The following is a 19,194-nucleotide window of genomic DNA, read 5'->3' on the forward strand; positions in this document are numbered from 1 at the left end:
CGCCGCTAGTGTCAAAAAGCGGGCAGTGGAGGAAGTCATGAGCCAGGGTGTCGAATTCAATCGCTTGATGCTGGAAATGCGTTCCATGCAGGCTGAGGCCATGGCGCGTCAGAAGCCTGCTGCGAGCGAGCCAGTGCAAGGGGCGCCGAGTTTCTCGGAAATGCTCGGCCAGGCGGTGAACAAGGTCAACGAGACCCAGCAGGCTTCCAATAAACTGGCGACCGCTTTCGAGATGGGCCAGAGCGGGGTCGACCTGACCGACGTGATGATCGCCTCGCAGAAAGCCAGCGTATCCTTCCAGGCCATGACTCAGGTGCGCAACAAGCTGGTCCAGGCTTATCAAGACATCATGCAGATGCCGGTCTGAGGGTTGATTCATGGCTGAAGCAGCAGTAGCAAACGTACCGGCCAAGGCCGAGTCAGGTGAGCCGAAGAAGCCCCTGCTGGGCCTTAGCTTCCTGGAAAATCTCGCCGAAATGTCGGTGCTGCGTCAGCTCGGCCTGCTGGTCGGCCTGGCTGCCAGCGTGGCCATCGGTTTTGCCGTTGTGCTGTGGTCGCAGCAGCCGGATTACCGTCCGCTCTATGGCAGCCTCAACGGTATGGATGCTACCCAGGTGGTCGAAACCCTGACCGCTTCCGGTATCGACTACACCATCGAACCCAACTCCGGCGCCCTGTTGGTCAAGGCTGACGATCTGGCGCGTGCGCGTATGCGCCTGGCAGCTGCCGGCGTGGCGCCGACCGATAACAGTGTCGGTTTCGAGATTCTCGACCGTGAGCAGGGGCTGGGTACCAGCCAGTTCATGGAGGCGACCCGCTATCGCCGCGGTCTCGAGGGCGAGCTGGCACGTACGGTGGCCAGCCTCAACAACGTCAAGGCGGCGCGTGTACACCTGGCCATGCCCAAGGCGTCGGTGTTCGTGCGTGACGAACGCAAGCCGTCTGCCTCGGTGCTGGTCGAACTCTACCCGGGGCGCGCATTGGAGCCCAGCCAGGTCATGGCCATCGTCAACCTGGTGGCGACCAGCGTGCCTGAGTTGGACAAGGGCCAGGTCACGGTGGTCGACCAGAAGGGCAACCTGCTCTCCGACCAGCAGGAACTGTCCGAGCTGAGCATGGCCGGCAAGCAGTTCGACTACACCCGCCGTATGGAAACGCTGTTCACCCAGCGTGTGCACAACATTCTGCAGCCGGTGCTGGGCACCGGTCGCTACAAGGCGGAAGTGTCGGCTGATGTGGATTTCAGTTCGGTTGAATCCACTTCCGAAATGTTCAATCCGGATCAACCCGCGCTGCGCAGTGAGCAACAGGTCAACGAACAGCGTCAGAGCAGTCTGCCGCCGCAAGGCGTGCCGGGCGCGCTGTCCAATCAACCGCCGGGCCCGGCTGCCGCTCCGCAGCAGGCTGCAGGCGCTGCCGCTCCCGCCGGTCCGATAGCGGCTGGTCAGCCGCTGGTCGATGCCAACGGTCAGCAGATCATGGATCCGGCCACCGGCCAGCCGATGCTCGCCCCGTATCCGGCCGACAAGCGTGAGCAGTCGACCCGCAACTTCGAGCTGGACCGGTCCATCAGCTACACCCGGCAGCAGCAGGGGCGCCTGCGTCGTCTGTCGGTGGCGGTGGTGGTGGACGACCAGTTACGTGTCGACCCGGCCACCGGCGAAAGCAGCCGGGTGCCTTGGACCGCCGATGACCTGGCGCGCTTCACTCGTCTGGTGCAGGACTCGGTGGGCTTCGATGCCAGTCGCGGCGACAGCGTCAGCGTGATCAACACGGCGTTCACCGCGTCGATGGGCGAAGAAATTCCGGATATTCCGTTCTACACCCAGCCCTGGTTCTGGGACATCGTCAAGCAGGTGCTCGGCGTGCTGTTCATCCTGGTGTTGGTGTTCGGCGTGTTGCGTCCGGTGCTCAACAACATCACCGGCGGTGGCAGGGGCAAGGAGCTGGCAGGCTCCGGTGATGTGGAGCTTGGCTCGATGGCAGGTCTGGATGGCGAGCTGTCCGATGACCGTGTCAGCCTTGGCGGCCCGCAGAGCATCATGTTGCCTAGGTCTAGTGAGGGGTATGATGCGCAACTGAACGCTATCAAGAGCCTAGTGGCGGAAGACCCTGGCCGCGTCGCCCAGGTCGTGAAAGAGTGGATCAACGCCGATGAGTGACAATCGCACTGCTACCAAGCTGAACAAGGTCGACAAGGCCGCGATTCTGCTGCTTTCGCTGGGCGAAACCGATGCCGCGCAGGTGTTGCGTCACCTCGGGCCGAAGGAAGTGCAGCGCGTCGGCGTGGCCATGGCCGGCATGCGCAATATCCATCGCGAGCAGGTCGAGCAGGTGATGGCCGAGTTCGTCGAGATCGTCGGCGACCAGACCAGCCTCGGTGTGGGTTCCGATGCCTACATCCGCAAGATGCTCACCTCTGCGCTGGGCGAGGACAAGGCGGGCAACCTCATTGACCGTATTCTCCTCGGTGGCAGCACCAGTGGTCTGGACAGCCTCAAGTGGATGGAGCCGCGTGCCGTTGCCGATGTGATTCGCTACGAGCACCCGCAGATTCAGGCCATCGTCGTCGCCTACCTCGACCCGGACCAGGCGGCCGAGGTGCTCAGTCACTTCGATCACAAGGTACGCTTGGACATCGTTCTGCGGGTGTCGTCGCTGAACACCGTGCAGCCGGCCGCGCTGAAGGAGCTCAACCAGATTCTCGAGAAACAGTTCTCCGGCAGCGCCAATGCCACGCGCGCCGCCATGGGCGGCGTCAAGCGTGCGGCGGACATCATGAACTTCCTCGACAGCTCGGTGGAAGGTCAACTGATGGACTCCATCCGCGAAGTGGACGAAGACCTGTCGACACAGATCGAAGACCTCATGTTCGTCTTCGACAACCTGGCCGATGTCGACGACCGTGGCATCCAGGCGCTGATGCGCGAGGTCTCCTCCGAAGTGCTGGTGCTGGCACTCAAAGGGGCCGATGACGCGATCAAGGACAAGGTGTTCAAGAACATGTCCAAGCGCGCTGCCGAGCTGCTGCGCGACGACCTGGAGGCCAAGGGGCCGGTGCGGGTCAGCGATGTGGAAGCGGCGCAGAAGGAAATTCTTACCATTGCCCGCCGTATGGCCGAGGCCGGCGAGATCGTGCTTGGCGGCAAGGGTGGCGAGGAGATGGTTTGACAGGGTCTATTCCCGTTTCGCCACGGCCGCGCCGGAGCCAGTTTTTGCGCGGGGCAAGGCATGAGGAGAGAAGTTTGGTCATTCCAAATGAGCGACGAATAACGCCGCAGCGCGCAAAAACTGGCCCGGCCCTCCGGGTTGCGCGGCAAATGGCGCCATGCTGTGTTGCGGGACTTGGCAAGGGAGCAACCATTCCCTGCGTCCCGCGCCTGCGGAACGCCGCCCGACCATGGCGCCATTTGGCGCAGCAACGCGGCTCGCGTCGAAACGAGAATAGACCCTGATGGCTGCCAAGGAGCCTGATAGCGAGCTGATTCGCGCCAAGGATCTCGGCACGTTCGATCGCTGGGCGCTGCCCAGCTTCGACGCGCCGGGTGACGAACCGGCAGAAGCCGAGGCCGCTGCTGAAGAACATATGCAGCCTCCAGCTGAATCCGAGCAGCAGGACGCCGCACAGGTCGAAGAGGTCGCACTCGAAGATGTCAAACCACTGACGCTCGATGAACTCGAAGCCATTCGCCAGGATGCCTATAACGAAGGCTTCGCCACGGGCGAGAAGGACGGCTTTCACGCCGGCCAGATCAAAGCCAAGCAAGAGGCCGACGCGGCCTTGGCGCTGAAGGTCGGCAGCCTGGAAAAACTCATGACGCAGTTGCTCGAGCCGATTGCCGAGCAGGATCAGCAAATGGAAGTGGCCATGGTACGTCTGGTCAGCCATATGGTGCGCGAGGTGATTCAGCGCGAGCTGAACACCGACTCCAGCCAGATCCGCCAGGTGCTGCGCGAGGCGCTCAAACTGCTGCCAATGGGCGCGCAGAACGTGCGCATTCAGGTCAATCCGCAGGATTTCGACACGATCAAGGCCTTGCGTGAGCGTCACGAGGAAAGCTGGCGCATCCTCGAGGATGACAGCCTGCTGCCCGGCGGTTGCCGTATCGAGTCCGAGCACAGTCAGATCGACGCCAGTGTCGAAACGCGCATGGCGCAGGCGCTCAAGCAATTGTTCGAGCAGCAGCGCGCGCAAGTCTCTCAGCCGCCGGAAGCGGACATCGACCTGGATCTGGATGCCGTCGATGCGCCTTGAGCGGATCAGTTTCGCCAGACGCCTGGCGGGCTATGTCGAAGCGATCAACCTGCCCAGCCAACCCGTGGTGGAAGGGCGCCTGCTGCGTATGGTCGGCCTGACCCTGGAGGCCGAAGGTTTGCGCGCCGCCATCGGCAGCCGTTGTCTGGTGATCAACAGCGACAGCTATCACCCGGTGCAGGTCGAGGCTGAGGTCATGGGCTTCTCCGGTGGTAAGATCTACCTGATGCCGGTAGGCAGTCTCGCCGGTATCGCACCGGGGGCGCGTGTGGTGCCGTTGCCGGATACCGGGCGCCTGCCCATGGGCATGTCGATGCTCGGGCGAGTGCTTGATGGCGCCGGGCGTGCGCTCGATGGCAAGGGCGGGATGAAGGCCGAGGACTGGGTACCGATGGATGGCCCTGCTATCAACCCGCTCAACCGCGACCCGATCAGCCAGCCGCTGGATGTTGGTATTCGTTCGATCAACGGTTTGCTTACCGTCGGGCGTGGCCAGCGCTTGGGCCTGTTCGCCGGTACCGGCGTGGGCAAGTCCGTGTTGCTGGGCATGATGACCCGTTTCACAGAGGCGGAAATCATCGTTGTCGGCCTGATCGGCGAACGTGGGCGTGAGGTCAAGGAGTTCATTGACGAGATCCTCGGCGAGGAGGGCATCAAGCGTTCGGTGGTGGTGGCATCACCGGCCGACGATGCGCCGCTGATGCGCCTGCGCGCGGCGCAGTACTGCACGCGCATCGCCGAGTATTTCCGCGACAAGGGCAAGAACGTCCTGCTGCTGATGGATTCGCTGACCCGTTACGCCCAGGCCCAGCGCGAAATCGCCCTGGCCATTGGTGAGCCGCCTGCAACCAAGGGGTATCCGCCTTCGGTCTTTGCCAAGCTGCCCAAGCTGGTCGAGCGTGCCGGCAATGCCGAAGCCGGCGGTGGTTCGATCACCGCGTTCTACACGGTGCTGAGTGAGGGTGATGATCAGCAGGACCCCATCGCCGATGCTGCCCGTGGTGTGCTCGACGGACACTTCGTCCTGTCCCGCCGTTTGGCGGAAGAGGGGCACTATCCGGCGATCGACATCGAGGCCTCGATCAGCCGGGTCATGCCGCAGGTGGTGCCGCCGGAGCAGCTCAAGCAGGCGCAGCGCTTCAAGCAGTTGTGGTCGCGCTATCAACAGAGTCGCGATCTGATCAGTGTCGGTGCCTATGTCCCGGGCGGCGACGCGGATACCGATCAGGCCATCGCCCGTCAGCCAGTCATGGCTCAGTACCTGCGTCAGGGCCTCGACGAGAACGTGTCAATGGCGCAGAGCCGCGAGCAGCTGGCCGGGGTGTTGGGACAGTGACCTGTTACCGTAGGGCGGGTGTAACCCGCCAGGGCGATCTGGCGGGTTGCACCCGCCCTACGGGGCGCGGATGAGCCTGAGCCGCGCAAAGCGTCTGCAGCCGGTCGTCGAGATGGCAGAAAAGGCCGAGCGCGAGGCCGCGCGCCAGCTCGGGCATTGCCAAGGGCTGGTGGGGCAGGCTGAGGCCAAGCTGGGCGAGCTGGAGCGTTTTCGTGGCGACTACCAGCAGCAGTGGATCAGCGAGGGCAGCAAGGGCGTTTCCGGCCAGTGGCTGATGAACTACCAGCGCTTTCTGGCGCAACTGGAGACGGCGGTCGGCCAACAGCAGCAAAGTCTGGAGTGGCATCGCGCCAATCTTGAAAAGGTGCGCGCTGTTTGGCAGCAACGCTATGCGCGTCTCGAGGGGCTGCGCAAACTGGTCCAGCGCTACATTGACGAAGCCCGATTGGCCGAGGACAAGCGCGAACAGAAACTGCTCGACGAGCTGGCGCAACGCCTGATCGACCGTGGTGAACCCTGAATAGTGGTTGTTTCGTCGCCGACCAGATGCTACACCTTCAAGCGTGAATTGCCCTATCTGGCAAAGTCTCGACAAAGGAGTAGACATGGCCATTACCTCGCAGCCCTCGGCCGACGGGCAAGAGCTGACCATTGTGATTCGAGGACGCTTCGACTTCGCCTCCCACCAGGAATTTCGTGACGCCTACGAGCGCGTCAACCTGACGCCCAAGCGTTATCAGGTCGACCTGCGTGACACCAGCTATCTGGATAGTTCGGCACTGGGCATGCTGTTGTTGTTGCGTGACCATGCTGGCGGCGATTCGGCGCAGATCAGCCTGCTCAACTGCAGCAGTGACGTGCGCAAGATCCTCGCCATCTCCAACTTCGAGCAGTTGTTCAAGATCAGCTGAGCATGCCTGAGCGACTTGCCATTCTGATTGCCGAGGACAACGCGGCCGACCGCATGCTGTTGTCCACCATCGTCAGTCGTCAGGGCCACCGCGTATTGACCGCCAGCAATGGCCTGGAGGCGGTCGCTCTGTTCGAGCAGGAGCGTCCGCACCTGGTGCTGATGGATGCGCTGATGCCGGTGATGGATGGCTTCGAGGCGGCGCGGCGGATCAAGGATCAGGCCGGCGAGGCGCTGGTGCCGATCATCTTCCTCACTTCGCTGACCGAGGGTGAGGCGCTGGTACGCTGTCTCGAGGCCGGTGGCGACGACTTTCTCGCCAAGCCCTACAACCGGGTGATACTCGAGGCGAAGATCGGTGCAATGGATCGTTTGCGCCGCCTGCATGACACCGTACTGCAACAGCGCGACCTGATCGCCCGGCACAACGAGCATCTGCTGCGTGAGCAGCGCGTTGCCAAGGCCGTATTCGACAAGGTGGCGCATTCCGGCTGCCTGGATGCACCGAACATCAGTTACATGCAGTCGCCCTTCGCCCTGTTCAATGGCGACCTGCTACTGGCGGCCTACAAGCCGTCCGGTGGTATGCATGTGATGCTGGGGGACTTCACCGGTCATGGTTTGCCGGCGGCTATTGGCGCGATGCCGCTGGCCGAGGTGTTTTATGGCATGACCGCCAAGGGGCATGCGCTGGCTGAGATCCTCCGCGAGATCAATGCCAAGCTCAAGCGTATCCTGCCGGTGGGGGTTTTCTGCTGCGCCACCTTGCTCAATATCAGCAGCAAGCGCGGTTTGCTCGAGGTGTGGAACGGCGGGCTGCCCGATGGCTACCTGCTGCATGCCGATGGCCGCCCACAGCAGCCGCTGGTGTCCCGTCATCTGCCATTGGGGATTCTCGAGCAGGCAGCCTTCAGTGATCGTTGCGAGGTCTATCCACTGGCGCCGGGGGATCGCATCTTTCTGCTCAGCGACGGCGTACTCGAGGCCAGCGACCGGCATGGTCAGTTGTTCGGTGAGGCGCGCCTGCTCGAGTTGCTGCAAGCCAATCGGCAGCCGCAGGCATTGTTCGATGAGATCCAGCAGGCACTACTGGCCTTTCGAGGCGAGCAGCAAGACGACGTCAGCATGGTTCAGGTCGGGCTTGCCGACGATGAGGAGCGTCCCCGCCCGCTGGCCTTTGCCGACAGTGGGCAGGTCAGTGTGATGGACTGGTCAGCCAGCTTTGAGTTTCGTGCGCTGAGTCTGCGTCACTTCAATCCGCTGCCGTTTCTGTTGCAGCTGCTGCTCGATGTCAGGGCGCTGCGCCCGCGTGGCGGCGAGCTGTATACCGTGCTGGCCGAGCTCTATTCCAATGCCCTGGAGCATGGGGTGATGAACCTGGATTCCTCGCTCAAGCGCGATGCCAGGGGCTTTGCCGAGTACTACCGGGAGCGGCATCTGCGCCTGGCCTCACTGGATGAGGGGTATGTGCGCTTTCACCTGCAGATGCTGCCGCAGGAGCAGGGCGGCCGCCTGATCGTACAGGTGGAGGATAGCGGGCCAGGTTTCGACCCGGCTGGCCTCCCCAGTGCGGCCGACGATGCTCTGTGTGGGCGAGGGCTGGCACTGGTGCGTGAGCTCAGCGATGGCCTCGAGCTTTACCCTGACGGCCGTGGCGTTCGCGTGGAGTTTTGCTGGCTCACTGAGGCATAATCGGCCTCTTGATGTTCAGGGAGTGACCCGGTGTCCGATATCCATCTCGACGATGCTGTGCTGGCTGCCTTGCAGGATGTCATGGAAGACGAATACCCGACATTGCTCGATACCTTCGTCGTTGACTCCGAAGAGCGTTTGCGTATGTTGCATCAGGCGCTGGACGAGGGTAACGCACAGGAGCTGCGCCTGGCTGCGCACAGCTTCAAGGGCAGTTGCAGCAACATGGGTGCGGTATTGTTGGCCGGCCTGTGCAAGGAGCTGGAGGATGCAGGTCGGCGCGAGGCGCTGGAACTGGCTCCGGCCCTGATCGAGCAGATCGAACGTGAGTTCGCCATCGTCCGCATCCTGTTCAAATCCGAGCGTCAGCGCTATCGCGTCTGAGGCCTTTGCCGAAGTTGGCCCGTCCCTTGCTCTGATCCCGTCACGATTCAATCAGACGGAGAGCGTCCATGTCCGCGTTGCCCGATTTACGCCTGCAGGCCACGCCTGAGGTGAAGAGTAAAGCGAAGCAGCCGGCCAAAGCGCCGGAACCCAGGAATAACGGTGCTTCCAGCTTTGCCGAGGTCTATGCAAGGGAGCGTCAGGCCAAGCCTGGCGAGGGTGCTGGCAGCACTGATAAAACCAGCCCGGAGCAGAGCGCTGATACCGCCAGGGAAGAAACCGAGGCTGCCCCGGCTGCCGCCGAGCAGCCTGTGGTTGCCGCGCCCGGCAACTCCTTGCCGGCCCAGGAAGGGGGGGAAGAAGAGCTCGATCCACTTCTGGCGATGGCGCTGGGTGGTATTCAGGTTCCGCTGGAGGAGGCTCCGTTAGCCGAAGTGGCGTCGGATGTGCCGGCTTTGATCATTAGCGGCGCCGCCCCGGCTGCCGCCGAGCAGGGCGAGCCTGTGCTGGAAAATGATGCGCTCGACCCACTGGCGCTGCTCAAGCAGTCGATGGAGGAGGCAGGCAAGGCCCAGGCACCACAGGATGCAGCGGCCAAAAGTACCCGAGTGGCGACCAGTACGGATTTCGCCGCCGCCATGGCAGCCATGGGCAAGGGCGAGCCGCTTGCTGAGAGCAGCGAGGAGTCGATGCTTGAGCTGCCGCTGGAAAGCCTGACCAAGGAAGCATTGGAAAGCCTCAAGGACAGCGTGCAGCCCAATCGCCCGGATCAGTTCGTCAGCAAGCTCAATGCGCTGACGCAGGCGCTCAACCATCAGGCTGGCGCCGCGCAACGCCTGCCACTGGTACCCGGTCAGCCGGTCGCCATGCAACAGGGCGGCTGGAGCGAGGCGGTGGTGGATCGTGTCATGTGGCTTTCCAGTCAGAACCTCAAGTCGGCTGAGATTCAGCTGGACCCTGCCGATCTTGGGCGTCTCGAAGTGCGGGTGAATCTGTCTCAGGATCAGGCCCAGGTGACGTTTGCCAGCCCCAATGCCGGGGTGCGTGATGCGCTGGAAGGTCAGATGCATCGCCTGCGTGAGCTGTTCGCCCAGCAGGGTATGAACCTGGCTGACGCCAATGTTTCCGATCAGTCGCTCAATCGCGGCTGGCAAGGACAGGGCGAGGGTGGGCGTGGCAGTGTGGCTGGACGCGATGAGCGACTGGGCAGTGAGGAATTGCTCACGGGTGTTCAGCAGGAGGTGCATGGCGAGCGCCTGGTTGCCGGTCGTGGGCTGGTTGACTATTACGCCTGAGTGGCACGCGCACCGGATGGCGTTACACAGCATGGCCCGACGATGGGCGTTGCTCCGCTAGACTTGCATTCGCCCGGGTCATCGAAAGGTGCCCGGGCGCATGTATTTTGGGTGACAGCAAGGGCGCGGCGCTGTTAAATCCGCAGCCCGGAGTTAGACAAATCAGCTCATCTGCTGGCATAACACTTGCTCCTAACCCTTTGAATGCGGAATGAACTCCGATAGTGACGGATTATTGGCATGGCTAAGAAAGAAGCGGCATCGGCTGGCGATGGGCAACCCGCCGGCAAGAGCAAGCTCAAACTGATCATCCTCATCGTGCTGGGGTTGCTGCTGGCCGTCGGTCTTTCCGTGGGCGGTACCTGGTTCATCCTCAGCAAGGGTGACAAGAGCGAGGAGGCCAAGCCGGCAGAAGCGGCCGCGCCAGCGGCTCCGGTACAACAGCCAGCTATTTATCAGGACTTGATGCCGGCCTTCGTGGTCAATTTCAATTATCAGAATCGCACCCGCTACCTGCAGGTGAGCATGGCCCTGATGAGTCGCGATGCCGCAGGGATGGAGAAGCTCAAGGTACACATGCCGGTACTGCGTAATCGCCTGGTGATGCTGCTCTCCGGTCAGGACTTCGCCGTGCTGCAAACACCGCTGGGCAAGGAAATGCTGTTGCAGCAGGCGCTGGCCAGCGTGCAGGAGCTGGCGCAGAAGGAAACCGGCAGCACTGTGGTCGAGCAGGTGCTGTTCACCAATTTCGTGTTGCAGTAGCGGGAGCCGAAGATGGCCGTGCAAGACCTGCTTTCCCAGGACGAGATCGATGCGCTGTTGCATGGCGTCGATGACGGCCTGGTGGAAACCGAGGACGCTGCCGAGCCGGGTAGCGTCAAGCAATATGACCTGACCAGTCAGGATCGCATCGTCCGTGGGCGCATGCCGACGCTGGAGATGATCAACGAGCGCTTTGCCCGTTATACCCGCATCAGCATGTTCAACCTGCTGCGCCGCTCGGCCGACGTCGCCGTCGGTGGTGTGCAGGTGATGAAGTTCGGCGAATACGTGCATTCGCTGTACGTGCCTACCAGTCTCAACCTGGTGAAGATGAAGCCGTTGCGCGGCACCGGTCTGTTCATCCTCGATGCCAAGTTGGTATTCAAGCTGGTCGACAATTTCTTTGGCGGTGACGGCCGTCACGCCAAGATCGAGGGGCGCGAGTTCACCCCCACCGAACTGCGCGTGGTGCGCATGGTGCTCGACCAGGCGTTCGTCGACCTGCGTGAGGCCTGGCACGCGGTGATGGATATCAACTTCGAGTACGTCAACTCCGAGGTCAACCCGGCGCTGGCCAATATCGTCAGCCCGAGCGAGGTGGTGGTCGTGTCGACCTTCCATATCGAACTCGACGGCGGTGGTGGTGACCTGCATATCACCATGCCGTACTCGATGATCGAACCGATCCGCGAGATGCTCGATGCCGGCTTTCAGTCCGATGTCGACGATCAGGACGAGCGCTGGATCAAGGCGCTGCGTGAGGACATCCTCGATGTCAGCGTGCCGCTCGCGGCCACGGTCGCGCGCCGCCAGTTGAAGTTGCGCGACATCCTGCACATGCAGCCGGGCGATGTGATTCCGGTGGAATTGCCGGAGCATGTGGTCATGCGTGCTAATGGCGTACCGACTTTCAAGGTCAAACTAGGCGCACACAAGGGCAATCTGGCCCTGCAGGTGCTGGAACCAATCGAACGCCAGCGCTGAAGTGCTGGTCATGCTTCAGGGCCGCTAGGCCCGATGTGAGCGAATAGCTGAAGCCAGGCGAGGAAAAACGATGGCAGACGAAGAAAATACCTCTCCCGAGGAACAGGCTCTGGCCGATGAGTGGGCGGCAGCGCTGGCCGAGGCGGGCGATGCCGGGCAGGACGACATCGATGCGATGCTGGCTGCGCAGGAGACTCCTGCGCCTGCGGCACCGGCCGCTCCGCGTGCGCCGATGGAAGAGTTCGGCAGTGCGCCGCCAAGCAACCTGCCGGCCAATCTCGATGGGCCGAACCTGGATGTGATTCTCGACATTCCGGTGTCCATTTCCATGGAGGTCGGCAACACCGATATCACCATCCGCAACCTGCTGCAGCTCAACCAGGGCTCGGTGATCGAGTTGGATCGCCTGGCTGGTGAACCGCTCGATGTGCTGGTCAACGGCACCCTGATCGCTCACGGTGAGGTGGTGGTGGTCAACGAGAAGTTCGGCATCCGCCTGACGGATGTGATCAGCCCCAGCGAACGTATCAAGAAGCTGCGCTGATTATGACCCGACTTTTAGCGTTGTTGCTTGCGCTGCCCGGGCTTGCGCTGGCAGCAGAGCCTGCGGACAAGGTCGCCACGCCCATGGCCGGCAGCGATGTGGCCGGCCAGCTGGGGCAGTTGCTGCTGGGGTTACTGCTGGTCATCGGCCTTATCTTCGTTCTGGCCTGGCTGTTGCGCCGCGTGCAGCAACTGGCGCCACGCAGCGGGCAGGTGATCAAGCTGTTGGCCACGCAACCGCTGGGGCCGCGTGATCGCCTGGTGCTGGTGCAGGTGGGCAACGAGCAGATTCTGCTGGGATTGTCTGCCGGGCGTATCGCACCTCTGCATGTGCTCAAGGAGCCCGTGCACCTGGCCGATGCCGAGCCCGCTACGCCGGAGTTTGCCCAGCGCCTGATGGAGCTGCTGGGCAAGGATCAGAAGGACAAATCCTGATGTTGCGTTTGTTGCTGGTAGTGCTGCTGAGCCTGGCTGCTTCACTGGCGTTCGCCGAAGATCCGCCGAGTGCCAGTTCGCTGATTCAGCAGGGCAGCAACCCATTGTCGATCCCGGCCATTACCCTGTCGACGGATGCCGAGGGGCAGCAGGAGTATTCGGTCAGCCTGCAGATTTTGCTGATCATGACGGCGCTGAGTTTCATACCGGCGTTCGTCATGCTGATGACCAGCTTCACCCGCATCATCATCGTCTTTTCCATCCTGCGTCAGGCCCTGGGTCTGCAGCAGACCCCCTCGAACCAGATTCTCGTTGGCTTGGCGCTGTTTCTGACGATGTTCATCATGGCGCCGATCTTCGACCGGATTAACACCGATGCCCTGCAGCCCTACCTGAACGAGGAAATCATCGCTCAAGAAGCGCTGAGCCGGGCAGAGGTGCCGATTCGCGACTTCATGCTGGCGCAGACCCGTGAGAGCGACCTGGCCCTGTTCGTGCGGCTGTCCAAACGCACCGACCTGGCCAGCGTGGAGGACGTGCCGCTGACCATTCTGGTGCCGGCCTTCGTCACCTCCGAGCTGAAGACCGCGTTCCAGATCGGCTTCATGATCTTCATCCCGTTTTTGATCATCGACATGGTGGTCGCCAGTATCCTCATGGCGATGGGCATGATGATGCTCTCGCCACTGATCATCTCTTTGCCGTTCAAGATCATGCTGTTCGTCCTGGTCGATGGTTGGGCGCTGATCATGGGCACACTGGCCGCCAGTTTCGGCACCTTATAGCGAGGCTGATGATGACTCCCGAGGTTGCGGTTGATCTGTTTCGTGAAGCGCTCTGGCTGATCGTGCTGATCGTCGGTCTGGCCGTGGTGCCGAGTCTGGTGGTGGGGTTGATCGTGGCCATGTTCCAGGCGGCCACGCAAATCAACGAACAGACGCTGAGCTTCCTGCCGCGCCTGATCGTGATGCTGGTTACCCTGATCTGGGCCGGCCCCTGGCTGGTCAGTCAGCTGATGGAGTACACCCAGACGCTGATCCAGAACATTCCCTACCTGATCGGCTGAGGGTGCCATGTTGGAGTTGAGCGATGCGCAGATCAGCAGCTGGGTGGGCCAGTTTCTGCTGCCGTTGTTCCGCATCGCCGCGATGTTGATGGTCATGCCGATCATCGGCACCCAACTGGTTCCGACCCGTGTGCGCCTGTATCTGGCGCTGGCCATCACCATCGTGCTGGTGCCGGTATTGCCGCCGATGCCGCAGGTTGATGCGCTGAACTTGCGCAGCCTGTTGCTGATACTTGAACAGGTGCTGATCGGCGCCATGTTCGGCTTCATCCTGCAGTTGTTCTTCCACCTGTTTGCCGTGGCCGGGCAGATTATCGCCATGCAGATGGGCCTGGGCTTCGCCTCCATGGTGGACCCGACCAATGGCGTGTCGGTGCCGGTGCTTGGCCAGTTCATGCTGATGCTGGTGACCCTGCTGTTTCTGGCGATCAACGGTCATCTGGTGGCGTTGGAGATTCTGGCGGAGAGTTTCGTCACCTTGCCTTACGGCCAGGGTTTCATGGTCAACCATTACTGGACACTGGCGGGCAAGCTGAGTTGGGTGATCGGCGCGGGCCTGCTGTTGACCTTGCCGGCAGTGACTGCGTTGCTGGTGATCAACCTGGCATTTGGCGTGATGACGCGCGCAGCGCCACAGCTCAATATCTTTTCCATCGGTTTCCCGTTGACGCTGGCCCTGGGCCTGGTGATCTACTGGATCAGCCTTTCCGATTTCGGCAGCCTGTTCCAGGCGCTGGCCAGCGATGCTTTGCAGCAGCTGGGTGAATTCGCTCTGGTGAGGTAGCCATGGCCGAAAGCGAGAGCGGTGCCGACAAAAGCGAGGAACCCACAGGCAAGCGACTTGAAGAGTCGCGCAAGAAAGGTCAGATCGCCCGTTCCAAGGAGCTCAATACCCTGGCGGTCACCCTCACCGGCACCATGGCCCTGATTATCTTCGGTGCCTACATGGGCAACGTGCTGATGGACATCATGCGCGGCAATTTCAGCCTGCCGCGTGAGGTGTTGATGAGCGAGCGCAGCATGGCGCTTTACCTGCTGGCTTCCGGCAAGGAAGCCCTGCTGGCGATGCAGCCATTCTTGATCGCCTTGCTGATCGCCTCTATCGTCGGCCCCATCGCTTTGGGCGGCTGGCTATTTTCCACGGAAGCACTGCAGCCCAAGGCCAGTCGGATGAATCCGCTGGCGGGGCTCAAACGCATGTTCTCGGTTCAGGCGCTGGTCGAGTTGCTCAAAGCGTTGGCCAAGTTCCTGGTCATCCTCGCCGTGGCGCTGGTGGTACTTTCGGTGGATCAGGACGATTTGCTGGCCATCGCCAATGAGCCCATCGAGCCGGCCATCCTGCACAGTCTGAAGGTGGTCGGCTGGAGCGCTTTTTGGCTGTCCTGTGGCCTGATCCTGATCGCCGCCGTGGATGCGCCATTCCAGCTGTGGAGTCACAAGCAGAAGCTGAAGATGACCAAGCAGGAGGTCCGCGACGAGTACAAGGACACCGAGGGCAAACCCGAGGTCAAGGGACGCATTCGTCAGTTGCAGCGTGAAATGGCTGAACGCCGCATGATGCAGGCCGTACCGCAGGCCGATGTGGTGATTACCAACCCGACGCACTTCGCCGTGGCGCTCAAGTACGACCCGGAGAAGGGAGGGGCGCCGCTGTTGCTGGCCAAGGGCGGCGACTTCCTGGCGCTGAAGATTCGTGAGATCGCCCAGGAGCACAAGGTGATGGTGTTGGAATCACCGGGGCTGGCGCGGGCCGTTTACTACTCTACCGAACTCGATCAGGAAATCCCCGCCGGTCTCTATCTGGCGGTGGCGCAGGTGCTGGCCTACGTCTATCAGCTGCGTCAGTACCAGGCCGGCAAGGGCAAGCGCCCCGGCCCGTTACCGGATTTGCCCATCCCGCCAGATCTGCGTCGTGATTCGTAACGTGCGTCTTGGGCGCTGCCCTGTCATTTATGGAACGCTTCTTGCCATTACCCCTTCAGGACGCACTTTCGCGTCAAAAGATTGAATGGTTTGGGGTAGGGACGTGGCAGTAGATCGCGCACAGCTAATCGGTGACGTACGCAGCAACCTTGCAGGTTTGCGCCACGGCAACCTGGGTATCCCCCTGCTGCTGCTGGTCATGCTCGGCATGGTCATGCTGCCGATCCCGCCGTTTCTGCTCGACACTCTGTTCACCTTCAGCATCGCGCTGTCCATCGTCGTGCTGCTGGTCAGCATCTATGCGTTGCGACCGCTGGATTTCGCCGTGTTCCCTACCATCCTGCTGGCGGCCACGTTGTTGCGTCTGGCGCTGAACGTGGCTTCGACCCGCGTGGTGCTGCTCAACGGCCACGAGGGCCACGGCGCGGCGGGGCAGGTGATCCAGGCCTTCGGTGAGGTGGTGATCGGCGGTAACTACGTGGTCGGTATCGTGGTGTTCGCCATCCTCATGATCATCAACTTCGTGGTGGTCACCAAGGGTGCCGGACGGATTTCCGAAGTGAGCGCGCGCTTCACCCTCGATGCCATGCCTGGCAAGCAGATGGCTATCGACGCCGACCTCAATGCTGGCCTGATCGATCAGAACGAAGCCAAGAAACGCCGCAGTGAAGTGGCGCAGGAGGCAGATTTCTACGGCTCGATGGACGGTGCCAGCAAGTTTGTCCGCGGCGACGCCATCGCCGGCCTGCTGATTCTGTTCATCAACCTCATCGGCGGTATCGCCATCGGCGTGCTGCAGCACGGCCTGCCGTTCGCCGAGGCGGGCAAGGTCTACACCCTGCTGACCATCGGCGACGGCCTGGTCGCACAGATTCCCTCCCTGCTGCTGTCCACCGCCGCCGCGGTGATGGTGACCCGTGTTTCCAGCTCCGAGGACATGGGCGCCCAGGTCAACCGGCAGATGTTTGCTTCGCCGCGGGCGTTGGCGGTGGCGGCGGCGATCATGATTGCCATGGGTCTGGTGCCCGGCATGCCGCATTTCTCCTTTATCAGCCTGGGCCTGGTGGCCGCTGGCGCCGCCTACTGGATCGCTAACAAGCAGCGCAAGACCAAGGAAGAGGAGGTCAAGGAGGTACAGCGCCAACAGGAGCTGCTGCCGGCGCAGAAGGCGCAGGAGGTCAAGGAACTGGGCTGGGACGACGTCACCCCGGTGGACATGGTCGGCCTGGAGGTCGGCTACCGGCTGATTCCGCTGGTCGATCGCAACCAGGGTGGCCAGTTGCTGGCGCGGATCAAGGGTGTGCGCAAGAAGCTGTCGCAGGAAATGGGCTTTCTCATGCCCTCGGTGCATATTCGCGACAACCTCGATCTGGCGCCCAACGCCTACCGCTTGACGCTGATGGGCGTCAGCGTGGCCGAGGCCGAGGTGTATCCGGATCGCGAACTGGCGATCAACCCCGGCCAGGTGTTCGGCCCGCTCAATGGTATTGCCGCCAAGGATCCGGCGTTCGGTCTGGAGGCCGTGTGGATCGACCCCACTCAGCGCGATCAGGCGCAGTCGCTGGGCTATACCGTGGTCGATGCCAGTACCGTGGTTGCCACTCACCTCAACCAGATCCTGCACAAGCATGCCCACGAGCTGCTGGGGCACGAGGAAGTGCAGCAGTTGATGCAGTTGCTGGCCAAGAGTTCGCCGAAGCTGGCCGAAGAGTTGGTGCCGGGTTTGGTATCGCTGTCGACGCTGCTCAAGGTGTTGCAGGCGCTGCTGCAGGAGCAGGTGCCGGTGCGCGACATGCGCACCATCGCCGAGGCCATCGCCAGCGTCGCGCCGAAGAGTCAAGATCCCGCCGCGATGGTCGCCGCGGTGCGCGTGTCGCTGGCCCGCGCCATTGTGCAAAGCATCGTGGGGCTAGAGCCGGAGCTGCCTGTGATCACCCTGGAACCAAGGTTGGAACAGATTTTGCTGAACAGTCTGCAGAAGACCGGTCAGGGCAGCGAGGATGGCATCCTCCTCGAACCGGGCATGGCCGAGAAGCTGCAGCGTTCCCTGGTGGAAGCGGCGCAGCGCCAGGAAATGCTCGGCAAGCCGGTGATTTTACTGGTGGCCGGACCGATCCGGGCGATGTTGTCGCGCTTCGCGCGGCTGGCGGTACCCAGCATGCACGTGCTGGCCTACCAGGAAATTCCGGACAACAAGCAGGTCACCATAGTCGCTACGGTTGGCCAGAACTGAGGTAAAGGGTCATGCAGGTCAAACGCTTCTTCGCCGCCGATATGCGGACCGCCATGAAACTGGTGCGTGATGAATTGGGCGCCGATGCCGCGATCATCGGCAATCGCCGTGTCGCCGGTGGTGTCGAACTGACTGCTGCGCTGGATTATCAGGTGCCGGCACCCGTGCGTCCGAACCCGGCGCTGGAAGCCGAGCTGCGCAAGACCCAGGCGCGCATCGCCAGCGCCCAGGCGGAGCTGAGCACGCGTGCCGAGCAGGATGCTGGCAAGGATCGCCAACTGTTCGCCAACGAGTCGTTGTTGGCACCCGAGCTGCCGGCGACTCCGGTCAAGCCGCAGCGCCCGGTCGAGGCCGTAGCGCCTGCTGCGCCGGCGGTCGATCCACGTGCGCTGGATGCCATGCGCTTCGAGCTCAACGGCCTGCGTGAGCTGATCGAAGTGCAACTGGGCTCCATCGCCTGGGGACAACTGCAGAACCGCCGCCCGCAGCAGGCCAATCTGTGGCGCCGCCTGCAGCGCATGGGGCTGTCTGCCGAGCTATCGCAGGCGCTGCTGAGCAAGGTGGCCGGTGTGGCCGAGCCGCGTCAGGCCTGGCGCATGCTGCTGGCGCATCTGGCTCACGCGATCACTACGCCCAAGGTCGAGCCGCTGGAAGAGGGTGGTGTGATCGCGCTGGTTGGCCCGGCCGGCATGGGCAAGACCACTACCCTGGCCAAGCTGGCTGCGCGTTATGTGCTTAAGTACGGCGCGCAACAGGTCGCTCTGGTGAGCATGGACAGCTTTCGCATCGGCGCACAGGAGCAGCTCAAGACCCTGGGGCGCATTCTCGGCGTGTCGGTGACTCAGATCGACCCTGGTCAGTCTCTGCTGCAGGCTCTGGCGCCGCTGGCCAAGAAACGCGTGGTGCTGGTCGATACCGCTGGCCTGCCAGGCAACGATCCGGCGCTGCGTCTGCAGTTGGAGAGCCTGGCCTCGGCACGCATCAAGGCGAAGAATTATCTGGTGCTGGCCGCAACAAGTCAGAGCCAAGTGCTCAAGGCGGCCTACCATAGTTACAAGCGTTGTGGCCTTTCAGGCTGCATACTGACGAAACTGGACGAAGCCGCGAGTCTGGGTGAGGTTTTAGGTCTGGCTATAGGCCAGCAACTGCCGGTAGCCTATGTGACGGACGGGCCGCGGATTCCGGACGATCTGCAGGTGCCGCGTAGCCATCAGCTGGTCAGCCGTGCCGTGGGGCTGCAGGCAGTTGAGGAACCGAGTGAAGACGCCATGGCGCAGATGTTCGCCGGTCTCTACCACAACCCGGCGCAGCGCGCCGGCTGAAATAGCGACAGTGTTGCACCCTCTCGCGCAGGTGCGTGGGAGTGAACGGCCCGA

Annotated in this window: 20 protein-coding genes; all 20 read left to right on the plus strand. The window is 62.3% G+C overall.

Annotated elements, in window-relative coordinates; genetic code table 11:
• Positions 1-37: 37 nt before the first annotated feature.
• Positions 38-367 (plus strand): flagellar hook-basal body complex protein FliE, encoded by a 330-nt coding sequence (gene fliE, locus BLS08_RS10510; RefSeq protein WP_013714978.1) that lies wholly within the window; start codon positions 38-40, stop codon positions 365-367.
• 10 nt (positions 368-377) lie between these two features.
• Complete coding sequence (gene fliF / locus BLS08_RS10515; protein WP_055986424.1) at positions 378-2,162, plus strand: flagellar basal-body MS-ring/collar protein FliF; 1,785 nt, start codon at positions 378-380, stop codon at positions 2,160-2,162.
• Positions 2,155-3,171, plus strand: coding sequence for a flagellar motor switch protein FliG (gene fliG / locus BLS08_RS10520; protein ID WP_055986421.1), 1,017 nt, complete (start codon positions 2,155-2,157; stop codon positions 3,169-3,171). Before fliF ends, fliG begins: the two co-directional genes overlap by 8 nt.
• A 283-nt stretch (positions 3,172-3,454) precedes the next feature.
• The gene (fliH, locus tag BLS08_RS10525; RefSeq protein ID WP_055986418.1) at positions 3,455-4,255 is read left to right on the plus strand and encodes a flagellar assembly protein FliH; all 801 of its coding nucleotides are present in this window, start codon (positions 3,455-3,457) and stop codon (positions 4,253-4,255) included.
• Positions 4,245-5,591, plus strand: coding sequence for a flagellar protein export ATPase FliI (fliI, locus tag BLS08_RS10530; protein ID WP_055986414.1), 1,347 nt, complete (start codon positions 4,245-4,247; stop codon positions 5,589-5,591). Before fliH ends, fliI begins: the two co-directional genes overlap by 11 nt.
• Positions 5,592-5,661: 70 nt before the next feature.
• Entirely contained in the window at positions 5,662-6,111 is a 450-nt protein-coding gene (fliJ, locus tag BLS08_RS10535) for a flagellar export protein FliJ (RefSeq protein ID WP_003460736.1), read from the plus strand.
• Positions 6,112-6,196: 85 nt separating this feature from the next.
• Positions 6,197-6,502, plus strand: coding sequence for an STAS domain-containing protein (locus BLS08_RS10540; RefSeq protein WP_003460737.1), 306 nt, complete (start codon positions 6,197-6,199; stop codon positions 6,500-6,502).
• A gap of 2 nt (positions 6,503-6,504) precedes the next feature.
• Positions 6,505-8,193 carry an ATP-binding SpoIIE family protein phosphatase gene (locus BLS08_RS10545; protein ID WP_055986410.1) on the plus strand — a complete coding sequence of 563 codons (1,689 nt, stop codon included), beginning with the start codon at positions 6,505-6,507 and terminating at the stop codon, positions 8,191-8,193.
• A gap of 30 nt (positions 8,194-8,223) precedes the next feature.
• The gene (locus tag BLS08_RS10550) at positions 8,224-8,577 is read left to right on the plus strand and encodes an Hpt domain-containing protein (RefSeq protein WP_003460751.1); all 354 of its coding nucleotides are present in this window, start codon (positions 8,224-8,226) and stop codon (positions 8,575-8,577) included.
• 68 nt (positions 8,578-8,645) lie between these two features.
• Positions 8,646-9,872 carry a flagellar hook-length control protein FliK gene (locus tag BLS08_RS10555; RefSeq protein WP_003460752.1) on the plus strand — a complete coding sequence of 409 codons (1,227 nt, stop codon included), beginning with the start codon at positions 8,646-8,648 and terminating at the stop codon, positions 9,870-9,872.
• 240 nt (positions 9,873-10,112) lie between these two features.
• On the plus strand, positions 10,113-10,634 hold the full coding sequence (gene fliL / locus BLS08_RS10560; RefSeq protein WP_003460755.1) for a flagellar basal body-associated protein FliL: 522 nt from the start codon (positions 10,113-10,115) through the stop codon (positions 10,632-10,634).
• 12 nt (positions 10,635-10,646) lie between these two features.
• Positions 10,647-11,618 carry a flagellar motor switch protein FliM gene (fliM, locus tag BLS08_RS10565; protein ID WP_003460756.1) on the plus strand — a complete coding sequence of 324 codons (972 nt, stop codon included), beginning with the start codon at positions 10,647-10,649 and terminating at the stop codon, positions 11,616-11,618.
• A gap of 70 nt (positions 11,619-11,688) precedes the next feature.
• Complete coding sequence (fliN, locus tag BLS08_RS10570; RefSeq protein WP_055986408.1) at positions 11,689-12,162, plus strand: flagellar motor switch protein FliN; 474 nt, start codon at positions 11,689-11,691, stop codon at positions 12,160-12,162.
• Between the two features lie 2 nt (positions 12,163-12,164).
• Positions 12,165-12,596 (plus strand): flagellar biosynthetic protein FliO, encoded by a 432-nt coding sequence (gene fliO / locus BLS08_RS10575; protein WP_055986405.1) that lies wholly within the window; start codon positions 12,165-12,167, stop codon positions 12,594-12,596.
• The gene (gene fliP / locus BLS08_RS10580) at positions 12,596-13,381 is read left to right on the plus strand and encodes a flagellar type III secretion system pore protein FliP (RefSeq protein WP_003460762.1); all 786 of its coding nucleotides are present in this window, start codon (positions 12,596-12,598) and stop codon (positions 13,379-13,381) included. The genes fliO and fliP overlap by 1 nt, the downstream gene beginning before the upstream one ends.
• An 11-nt stretch (positions 13,382-13,392) precedes the next feature.
• Complete coding sequence (gene fliQ, locus BLS08_RS10585; RefSeq protein WP_003460763.1) at positions 13,393-13,662, plus strand: flagellar biosynthesis protein FliQ; 270 nt, start codon at positions 13,393-13,395, stop codon at positions 13,660-13,662.
• 7 nt (positions 13,663-13,669) lie between these two features.
• Entirely contained in the window at positions 13,670-14,446 is a 777-nt protein-coding gene (gene fliR / locus BLS08_RS10590) for a flagellar biosynthetic protein FliR (RefSeq protein WP_003460764.1), read from the plus strand.
• Between the two features lie 2 nt (positions 14,447-14,448).
• The gene (gene flhB, locus BLS08_RS10595) at positions 14,449-15,585 is read left to right on the plus strand and encodes a flagellar biosynthesis protein FlhB (RefSeq protein WP_003460765.1); all 1,137 of its coding nucleotides are present in this window, start codon (positions 14,449-14,451) and stop codon (positions 15,583-15,585) included.
• Positions 15,586-15,670: 85 nt separating this feature from the next.
• A complete protein-coding gene (gene flhA, locus BLS08_RS10600) occupies positions 15,671-17,818 on the plus strand; it encodes a flagellar biosynthesis protein FlhA (RefSeq protein WP_055986398.1) in 2,148 nt (715 codons plus the stop codon).
• A gap of 11 nt (positions 17,819-17,829) precedes the next feature.
• The gene (gene flhF, locus BLS08_RS10605; protein ID WP_055986396.1) at positions 17,830-19,140 is read left to right on the plus strand and encodes a flagellar biosynthesis GTPase FlhF; all 1,311 of its coding nucleotides are present in this window, start codon (positions 17,830-17,832) and stop codon (positions 19,138-19,140) included.
• Positions 19,141-19,194: the final 54 nt, after the last annotated feature.

Source organism: Ectopseudomonas chengduensis, assembly GCF_900102635.1.
Lineage (GTDB): Bacteria > Pseudomonadota > Gammaproteobacteria > Pseudomonadales > Pseudomonadaceae > Aquipseudomonas > Aquipseudomonas chengduensis.